The sequence below is a fragment of the Nocardia sp. NPDC058497 genome (genome assembly GCF_042720195.1).
Taxonomy (GTDB): domain Bacteria; phylum Actinomycetota; class Actinomycetes; order Mycobacteriales; family Mycobacteriaceae; genus Nocardia.
The window spans coordinates 1-6,970 of the sequence record NZ_JBHXMY010000317.1; the positions used below are offsets into that span (position 1 = coordinate 1).

General features: G+C 70.8%; 6 protein-coding genes. 1 reads left to right on the forward strand and 5 read right to left on the reverse strand.

Annotated features, from left to right (window positions below; translation table 11 throughout):
* Positions 1 to 100 precede the first annotated feature (100 nt).
* A complete protein-coding gene (locus tag ACFWPJ_RS20420) occupies positions 101 to 1,258 on the forward strand; it encodes a condensation domain-containing protein (protein ID WP_378853559.1) in 1,158 nt (385 codons plus the stop codon).
* Here the strand turns inward: ACFWPJ_RS20420 and ACFWPJ_RS20425 are convergent, their stop codons facing one another.
* The 5 genes from ACFWPJ_RS20425 to ACFWPJ_RS20445 all read right to left on the reverse strand — a co-directional run.
* Positions 1,259 to 2,578, reverse strand: a complete 1,320-nt coding sequence (locus ACFWPJ_RS20425; protein ID WP_378853561.1) for a pyridoxal-phosphate dependent enzyme — start codon at positions 2,576 to 2,578, stop codon at positions 1,259 to 1,261.
* Positions 2,578 to 3,990: a decarboxylase gene (locus tag ACFWPJ_RS20430; protein WP_378853563.1), complete on the reverse strand. Its 1,413-nt coding sequence runs from the start codon at positions 3,988 to 3,990 to the stop codon at positions 2,578 to 2,580. The genes ACFWPJ_RS20425 and ACFWPJ_RS20430 overlap by 1 nt, the downstream gene beginning before the upstream one ends.
* Entirely contained in the window at positions 3,987 to 5,231 is a 1,245-nt protein-coding gene (locus tag ACFWPJ_RS20435; protein ID WP_378853565.1) for a heavy-metal-associated domain-containing protein, read from the reverse strand. Before ACFWPJ_RS20435 ends, ACFWPJ_RS20430 begins: the two co-directional genes overlap by 4 nt.
* A gap of 37 nt (positions 5,232 to 5,268) precedes the next feature.
* Positions 5,269 to 6,546 (reverse strand): aminotransferase class V-fold PLP-dependent enzyme, encoded by a 1,278-nt coding sequence (locus ACFWPJ_RS20440; RefSeq protein ID WP_378853567.1) that lies wholly within the window; start codon positions 6,544 to 6,546, stop codon positions 5,269 to 5,271.
* A gap of 73 nt (positions 6,547 to 6,619) precedes the next feature.
* On the reverse strand, positions 6,620 to 6,970 hold a 351-nt coding region (locus ACFWPJ_RS20445), incomplete at its 5' end, for a CBS domain-containing protein (protein WP_378853569.1).

The window sequence follows — 6,970 nt, forward strand, 5'->3', positions numbered from 1 at the left end:
CTGACGTGACGCCCGCCACGACCCGCTGCGCCCCCCCTCCCCGGCCCCCGACCGGGGCCCGGCCAAGCCGGACGTCGACCCCGCTGACGTCGGGATCGACGTGACCGAATGCGCTGTCACCGAAACCGGACTCGACGCCCAGGTGGCCGCACTGGCTGCGCGCCCCTTCGATCTCACCCGCGACCTGCCGGTGCGGGCCCGGCTGTTCGTGCTCGGCCCGGACGATGTCGTGCTCGCGCTGGTCGTGCACCATATCTCGGTCGACGGCCGGTCGATGGGCCCGCTGATCCGCGACCTCGTCACCGCCTATCTGGCCTGCCGCAGCGGTAGTGCCCTGGAGTGGTCGCCGCTGCCGGTCACCTACACCGACTACACGCTGTGGAAGCACGCCCAGCTGGGCGAGTTCACTGACGAGTGGAGCCGCGCGACCCATCAGCTGCGATACTGGGCCAACGCGCTGGCCGGGCGTCCCGCCCTGCTCGATCTGCCTGCGCAAGAACAACAGTCACCGCCGATCGACCCGGGCGCGGGCGCGCTGCTGCCGTTCTCGTTCGACCCGGGGACCCACGCCCGTCTGCTGCGGCTGGCTCAGGACAGGCGGGCCAGCCTGTTCATGGTCCTGCAGGCCGCTTTCGCAGTGACCGTCGGTGCGTTCGCGCGCAGCGCCGATGTCACGGTCGCCACCGCGGTGTCGGGCCGCGATCACCGCCTGCTCGACGACCTCGTCGGCAACTTCTCCGACGACGTCCTGATGCGGGTGCGCCTGGACCGCGCGGGCGATGTCGACGAGCTGATCGACCAGGTGCGCCGCGTCGCGCTCAATGCCTACGCACACCCGGACACCCCCAACCCCCGCCTGAAACGCTGCCTGCTCCAGGACGCCGCGCTGCCCCTGTTCCAGGCGACGCTCATCCTGCAGCGCCGCCCGGCACCGCGCAGCACTACCGAACCCACTCCCGCACAAGGTTTCTCGATCACGGAGGTACCGACCGGCGTCGTCAGGGCCAAACACGATCTCGAGTTCGGCCTGACCGATCACTACGATCCGCACGGCGCCCCCGCCGGGATCGACGGCTCGTTCATCTACCCGATCGCCCGGTTCGACGAGCAGACCGCGCAACGGTTCCTAGCCCGGTTCCGGGCGGTCGTCGGCTTGCTCGCCGACGGCTATCGCGGCCCGCTGCCTGCCCTGCTGGCGACCGCGGGACGGCGCGGCCAGCTGTCGGCCGCCCGCCGGGCAGCGCGCGTGCTGGTGTGATCAGCCGCCGCGTTCGAGTGGATAGCCCGCGTCGCGCCAGGCGACGATGCCACCCGCGAGGCTGAACGCGTCATAGCCCGCGCGGTGGGCCGATGCCGCGAACCGCAGCGAGTTCTCGCCGACCGGGCACACGAAAACGACCGGCCGTGATCGGGGGAACGGCACGCCCTGGGCGAGCATCTCGTCGAGCTGGTCGTCGCGGATATTGAGCGCGCCGGGTACGTGCCCGACCCGATAGGCCATGGCGCCGCGGGTATCCACGACGGTGGGACGCCCGGTGCGGTCGAGCTCGGCCAGCGCGGCGGGGGTGAGCGTGGGGGCGGCGGCGGTGTCGTCGGGGCCGGGTGCGGCCGGTGCGGCGGTCTTGCCGAACAGGTCGGGCCTGCGCTTGGCGAAGTAGGACAGGTACGGCTCCAGCCGGTCGCACACGATGAGAACCGCGACCAGCGGCCGGTCGGCGGGTCGGGGCGCGTCGGCCAAGGTGCGCAGGGCGGCGGCGTAGCCCGCGCCGCTGGTGGGCCCGGCCAGCACCCCGTACCCGCGAACCAGCGCGAGGGTGGCCTCGATGGCGGCCGCGGAGTCGACGGTGACGATGTCGTCGTAGAAATCGGGCCGGAACAGGCCGACATCCCACATCTCGCGTTCGGAGCGGATACCGGGGACGAAGTCGAACCGGTCCGACACCACCCCGATCGTGCGCAGCCCCGGATGACGGGCGAGCAGCGCGGTGGCGGTGCCACGGGTGGAGCCGCTGGTGCCCAGGCCGCCGACGAGATAGTCGAGGTGCGCGATCCCCGCCTCGGCGAGATCGGCGGCGATCTCGGTGCCGGTGCCGTCGAGATGCGCCTCGACATTGCGGTCGTTGGTGTACTGCGACGGATGGAACCACCGGCCGGGCGCCTGACCCGTGGTCTGCGCGATGACCGCCGAGACATCGTCGGCCGCATGGGGATCGGGGCATTCGGACAGCCCGGGCAGCTCCACGATCTCGGTGCCGAGCAGCTGCAGCAGCTGCCTGACCTCGGTCACCCTGATCCGGTTGGTGACCGCGCGCAGCGGAATGCCGTGCAGCGCGCCGAGCACCCGCAAGGCCTTGGCGGTGTTGCCGCTGGAGGCCTCGATGAAAGACTGGCCGTCCGCGGCGATCCGGTCCAGGTCGGCGCGAATCATCGCCCAGGCGACCCGGTCCTTGACCGAGCCGAACGGATTGTGCGACTCCAGTTTCGCGTACAGGTCCACGCCGTCGAGGCCGTGGACCGCGGGGTCGAGGCGCAGCAGGGGAGTGTTGCCGATCAGCTCGGTGATGTGGGTGTAGACCATCACCGCACCCCCGGCCGATATTCCGCGTCAGGGCACAGGTCGAACCCGCCGTCCCGGTGCAGCACAGCGACTTTCGCCGGCGTCGGGTGCATGCTGGCCCGCGCCGCGGACAGGTCCATGTGATAGGCGGCGGTGTTCGCGAACACCACCGGATCTCCCGGTGCGGGCACACCGGCGAGCCGCACCTGCCGTTGCGTGATCAGATCCCGCTCCAGGCACAGGTGACCGGCGAAATACACCCCGACGGCGTCGGATACCGCAGGTTCGGCCAGCACGATCGGATCGATGAGCACCTCCTGGTCGGCGGCGGTGACGGTGTCGCGGCTCAGGTCCAGATGCACCAGCGTCGCCCCGTTGCCCGCGCGTTTGACGAATTCGACCCGGGCGAGGGTGATCCCGGCCTGATCGACCAGCGCCTTGCCGGGTTCGAGCCACAGTTCGAGCAGATTGTCGGCGAGTACCCGGCTCAGCGCCCGCCCGCCGTGCCCCGGCAGCGGCGCGCCGAGCAGGTCGGCCAGGATCCCGGCGGCCGATTCGGTATTGGCGTACTTGTGGAACACCGGTCCGCCGTGGACCGCGCCGTCGGCCACGTGATAGCCGAAAGTATTGCTGCCCCAATGCAGTGCGCGACCGTGGCCGAGGAGACCGGCGCGCAGTGCGTGATCGTAGGCGTCGTAGCCCGCGGCGTCGGCGGTGAAGACCTGCCGCAGCCCCCCGCCGATATCGAGCACGGTCGGTGTCAGATCGTGTCCGTACGCGCGCTCGATCAGGTCGAGGCACTCGGCCACCGCCTGGACACGTTCCGCTGTGGCCGCGGTATCGAGGTGGAACGCGAAACCCAGCAGCCGCAGTCGATCCCGGTGGCGGGTGAGCAGGTCGAACGCTTCCCCCGCGTCGCCGAGGTCGATGCCGAACCGGCTGGGGGAGCTACCCGGGAACCCCGAGATGCGCAGCAGCACAGGCGCAGTGCTGCCCGGCGCGACCAGTCCGGCGAGTGTCTCCAGCTCCCACAGATTGTCGACATTGATCGTCACGCCCGCAGCGAGGGCGGTCCGCAGCATCGCCGCGCCCTTGGGGCCGGTCACCTCGATCCGGTCGGCGGGAAACCCGGCGGTCTGCGCGGACAGCAGTTCCCGCGCCGAGGCCACGTCGACCGCGATCCCCGCCGCGGCGGCGGACCTGACGAACGCTGCGGAACGATTCACCTTGTGCGCGTAGCAGATCCGGTACCTGGTGGCCGATCCATCCAGCACGCCGCGCAAGGCGGCCAGATTCGTGGTGAACACCTGCGGGAACACCAGATGCACCGGCGACCCGAACCGGCGCAGGGCCGCACGCACGGCGGCCCGGTCGTCGAGGAACGCCGCGACCAGTGGATGGAGCGCGGCGGGAACAGCCGGCGGCGGCGTCATCCCACCGCCGCGCCCGGCGCCTGCGCCTGCACGTCGTCGACCGGGTTGTAGCCGCCGTCGCGCAAGGCCTCGAACACCCGGAACCGATTGCGCGGACTGCGGATTCGGGCGATCACCCGCTTCGACTCCAGGTCGATCTCGACGACCGGGATGTCCATCGATTCGAGCAGCGCGGTAATCGTGCGGACACAGTGCTTGCAGCTCATATCGGGGACGTAGAAGACGCCGTCGTCCCCGTGCGACGCACCGCCGGGCTCCTGTTCGGCGATGTCCTCGACAACCTCCACCGTGCCTGCCAGCGCGGCGAACGTCTCGACGAACCGATCGACCACCGTCGCCAGCACGTGCACCGCCGCACCGTCGACAGCCTGCGGCGCGGCCGCCAGGCAGGAGGGCCGGGAATCGGCGGGCAGCAACGCGTACTGACGCGAGATCAGATCCAGATCGTCGTGGTACTTGGCGACGGCCGCCTCGACCTCGAGCCCTTCCTCGGTGGTGGCGCGGCGCATCACCGCGCGCGCGTCACCGATGGTGGCGTCCTTCATCGCCCGCAGCACCGCGATCGAGTCCGCGGTGTAGCGCACGCTGCCGTCCGGCTGGGTGACCAGCCGCACCGGGATCATCCCGCGCCGGAAGGTCGAGGCCTGCAACTCCCAGAACCAGCGGGTCGCCACCGCGGCGAAGATGCCGGAATCGCGCATCCCCCTGGCGAATTCGACGATGTCCCGATAGGGCGTGTCGGCCGCGATGAGCCCGTGCTGGACCAGTGCGCGCCCGGTGGCCTCCACCCCGACCCGGAAGATCTCGTGCGGATCGTGATCGGTGGTGGTGGCGGCCAGCACCGCGAGATCGGGTTCGGTCAGCGCGGCCGAGTGCTCGACCAGACCCGACGCGGCCAGCGAACGCCACAGCGCCAGCACGGTTTCCCTGGCCACCACCGCGAGCTCGGGACCGGCGCCGCCGGTGCGGAAGTACCCGGTGTTGGGGATGCCCGCGCTGTCGGTCCAGGTGATGCGGTGGCTCGCGCTCGTCACCTGCTCCGGGCGGCACGGCCGCATGAAGCGCTCCAGGTACATCCGCTGGGACTGCGTCAGCTCGCTGCCCGGCTCGGGCCGTAACGGGGTGGCGCGCAAGGTGATCCGGGCGGCTGACGGTGCTTCGGCGGCGGTGAAGAGCCCGGGGGCCGCCAGGCGGGCCAGTACCCGGGACGCGGCGCGGCGGTCGTAGTGTGGCGCAGGCATGCCCATCGTTGCTCCTCGGCTCGGGGTCAGGAAGTGTTCATCGCCGGTGACCGGCGAGACCGGCCACGCAGGCGACGAACCGGTCGATCTCGTCGAGGATGTTGTAGAGATGCGTGCTCACCCGCACCGACCCGGCGCCGGGATCGGCCGACGGCACACAGTGCGCCCCCGTGCGGACCAGGAAGCCGGACTCGGCCAGCACGAACCCGAGGTCGGTCGCGCTGATCCCGTCGAGGGTGAACGAGACGATCCCGTACCCCACCGCACAGCGCGCGTGCGCGGGCCCCGGCAGGAAGTCCAGTCCGGGAATCGGGCGCAGGCCCTCGATCAGCCGCAGCGTGAGCTCACGGTTGTGCGCGGCGACCGCCGTCGGGTCGAGCTCGTCGAGCAGATCGAAAGCCGGTGCCAGGGAAAGAATTCCGGGCATGTTCTGGGTTCCGCCCTCGAGCAGCTGCGGCATCCCGGAACCGACGAGGCCGTCCTCGCCGACCTGGATACCGGAGTGCCCGCCGGGCAGGAACGGCCGCAGCCGGTCGTGTACGCGCCGCCGGCAGTACAGCAGGCCGACGCCCGGCGCCCCGAACATCTTGTGCCCCGCGAACACCGCGAAATCGGCGCCCAGGTCGATCACGTCGACCGGCAGGTGCCCACCGCTCTGCGAGCAGTCGAAACACAGCAGGATCTCGGGATCGATGCGCCCGCGCAGTTCCTCTAGCGTGGTCAGCCCGCCGTACACGTGATGCAGGTGGCTGGTGGTGATCAACCGGGTGCGCGGCCCCACCTGGGCGAGGATGTCGTCGATGTCGGCCTCGCCCGCCGCGGTGCTGCGATAGGGCCGCAGCACGATCCGGCGCCCGAACCGGGCCATGGTGTCGCGCAGGTGATGCCAGGGCAACACATTGGCGGCGTGATCGGCCGGGTTGTAGAGAATCTCGTCGCCGGAGTCCAGGGTGGCCAGACCCCAGCTGTGCGCGATCGTCCCCAACGCGGCGGTCGCCCCGCTGGTGAACACGATCTCGTCCGGGTACTGCGCGCCGAGGAAACCGGCGGCACGGGAGCGGATCGCCGCGATCCGCGCGGTCAGCGCCGTCGCCCAGCCGTAGGTGCCGCGGCCCGCGTTCGCGGTGTGCTCGCGGTGATAGGCGGTCACGGCCGCGATGACGGTGTCGGGCTTCTGTGTCGTTGCCGCGCTGTCGAGGTACACCACCGCGGGATCGGCCAGCGCGGGGAAGCGGTCGCGGATCGTCGCGGGCACCGGGGTCGGCGCGTGCCGGGTCACCGCGACGGCGGCTGGCTCGGGCCGGAGGGGGTGCACCCGATCAACGATACGCACATTTCTGGTACGGCTGACGAAGATTTTTCGCGGACAACGCTTTTCGCGTCGCGGCTCAGTACTTGCCCTGCAGATAGTCGACGAGGTGACTGCGCTCGGTGGCGAGCTCGGTGATCTCGCTCTTCACCACGTCACCGATGCTGACGATGCCGACCAGCCGATCATCCTCGACCACCGGCATGTGCCGGATCCGGTGCTCGGTCATGTCCGCGCGCAGCGAGGAGGTGTGATCGTCGGGCCCGCAGGTGCGCACCCGGTCGGTCATGATCTCGGTGACCGGCCGGTCGAGCAGCGGGGCGCCGTGCCGGTCGAGGTGGCGCACCACATCGCGCTCGGAGACGATGCCGCTGATGGCCGCGCCGTCGGGGGAGACCACCACCGCGCCGATATTGCACTCGGCCAGCAC